General features: G+C 70.0%; 1 protein-coding gene. It reads right to left on the bottom strand.

What is annotated here, in order from left to right; translation table 11 throughout:
- Nucleotides 1-995: 995 nt before the first annotated feature.
- Nucleotides 996-1,701, bottom strand: a 706-nt coding sequence (locus DEF28_RS26415; RefSeq protein ID WP_325049041.1) for a carboxyl transferase domain-containing protein, incomplete at its 5' end; no start/stop codon positions are given.

Genomic DNA, 1,701 nt, shown 5'->3' with positions numbered 1-1,701 from the left:
GCGTCAGATGTGTATAAGAGACAGGTCGACGGTGGCGGCGAGGCCGGTGGTGAAGTCGGTGGTGGGGGTGTAGCCGAGGCGGCGGAGTTTGGTGTCGTCGAGGGAGTAGCGGTGGTCGTGTCCGGGGCGGTCGGGGACGTGGTGGACGAGGCGGGGGTCGGCGTCGCAGGCGTGGAGGAGGCGGTTGGTGAGTTCGCGGTTGGTGAGTTCGGTGCCGCCGCCGATGTTGTAGGTCTCGCCGGGGGCGCCTTTTTCGAGGGTGAGGTGGATGGCGCGGCAGTGGTCGTCGACGTGTATCCAGTCGCGGATGTTGTGTCCGGTGCCGTAGAGGGGGACGGGCTGGTGGTCGAGGAGGTTGGTGATGAAGAGGGGGATGATCTTCTCGGGGTACTGGTGGGGGCCGTAGTTGTTGCCGCAGCGGGTGATGGTGATGTTCATGCGGTGGGTGCGGGCGTAGGCGCGGGCGATGAGGTCGCCGGCGGCTTTGGAGGCGGCGTAGGGCGAGTTGGGTTGGAGGGGGTGGTCTTCGGTCCATGAGCCGGTGGTGATGGATCCGTAGACCTCGTCGGTGGAGACCTGGAGGAAGCGGGGGACGCGGGCGGTGAGGGCGGCGTCGAGGAGGGTCTGGGTGCCGGTGGTGTTGGTGTGGAGGAAGGCGGCGGCGTTGGTGATGGAGCGGTCGACGTGGGTTTCGGCGGCGAAGTTGATGATGGCGTCGTGGCCGGGGACGAGGGCGGCGAGGAGGTGGGTGTCGGTGATGTCGCCGGTGACGAAGGTGAGGCGGGGGTGGTCGGCGACGGCGGCGAGGTTGGCGGGGTTGCCGGCGTAGGTGAGTTTGTCGAGGGCGGTGACGTGGGTGTCGGTGTGGCGGGGGTAGGCGCCGGTGAGGAGTTTTCTGACGTAGTTGGAGCCGATGAATCCGGCGGCGCCGGTGATGAGCATGCGCATGTGGGGTTCTTCCTGGTGGGTGGGACGTCGGGTGGCGCGGGTTTTTTCTAGAGGGGGATGTTGCTGTGGGTGCCGCGGTGTGCGGGTGCGGCGGCGAGGGCGTGGGCGAGGTGGTGGCGGGTGTGCGGGGGGTCGATGACGGCGTCGACGGCGCCGATGGTGCGGGCGCGGTGGAGGCCGCCGGCGGTGGCGGTGTGTTCGTCGGCGAGTCGGGTGCGTAGGGCGTCGCGTTGGTGGTGGGGTGCGGCGGCGAGGGTGCGGCGGTGGAGGATGTCGACGGCGGCGCGGGCGCCCATGACGGCGACTTCGGCGTGGGGCCAGGCGAGGACGGTGGTGGCGCCGAGGGAGCGGGCGTTCATGGCGATGTAGGCGCCGCCGTAGGCCTTGCGGATGATGAGGGTGGCGCGGGGGACGGTGGCTTCGCCGAAGGCGTGGAGGAGTTTGGCGCCGCGGCGGACGACGCCGTCCCATTCCTGGTGGACGCCGGGGAGGTAGCCGGGGACGTCGACGATGACGGTGAGGGGGATGCCGAAGGCGTCGCACATGCGGACGAAGCGGGCGGCCTTTTCGGCGGAGAGGGCGTCGAGGCAGCCGCCTTTGCGGAGGGGGTTGTTGGCGATGACGCCGACGGTGGCGCCGGTGAGGCGGCCGAGGCCGGTGACGATGTTGGGGGCCCAGCGGGGGTGGAGTTCTTCGAGGGTGCTGGTGCCGTCGGGGTGGGTGTCGAGGAGGTCGCGGATGAGGGGTTTGATG

Origin of the sequence: Marinitenerispora sediminis (assembly GCF_003336425.1) — a bacterium.
GTDB lineage: Bacteria > Actinomycetota > Actinomycetes > Streptosporangiales > Streptosporangiaceae > Marinitenerispora > Marinitenerispora sediminis.
This window is presented reverse-complemented; position numbering and strand designations above follow the sequence as displayed.